This is a genomic window from Serratia sp. ASV30, assembly GCF_016428815.1.
Taxonomy (GTDB): Bacteria; Pseudomonadota; Gammaproteobacteria; order Enterobacterales; family Enterobacteriaceae; genus Chania; species Chania fonticola_C.
In genome coordinates this window covers 1-317 of record NZ_JAELTL010000244.1, presented here as the reverse complement: position 1 = coordinate 317, position 317 = coordinate 1, and the positions used below count along the sequence as shown (strand labels likewise).

Here is a 317-nt window from a genome sequence, read left to right as displayed (position 1 = left end):
CCCCCCCCCCCCCCCCCCCCCCCCCCCCCCCCCCCCCCCCCCCCCCCCCCCCCCCCCCCCCCCCCCCCCCCCCCCCCCCCCCCCCCCCCCCCCCCCCCCCCCCCCCCCCCCCCCCCTCTTTTCAAGCCGAAGACGGCATACGAGATGATACCTCCTGTCTCGTGGGCTCGGAGATGTGTATAAGAGACAGCCCCGGTTGATGCCACCGTCGAACGTGACGAGAAAGGCCGCATTGTCAAAGCAACCGATCCTGAAGGCCGTGAACTGGTCTATGCTGGCATGAGCAAAATGTCGAAGTCGAAGAACAACGGCATCGA

General features: G+C 70.0%; 1 protein-coding gene and 1 pseudogene. Both read left to right on the top strand.

Annotated features, from left to right (window positions below; translation table 11 throughout):
- A partial coding sequence (locus JHD74_RS26275) for a hypothetical protein (protein WP_199063939.1) occupies positions 1 to 200 on the top strand: 200 nt, incomplete at its 5' end.
- A pseudogene (locus JHD74_RS27170) lies at positions 190 to 317 on the top strand (hypothetical protein); the annotation flags it as partial. The gene JHD74_RS26275 and the pseudogene JHD74_RS27170, both read left to right, overlap by 11 nt.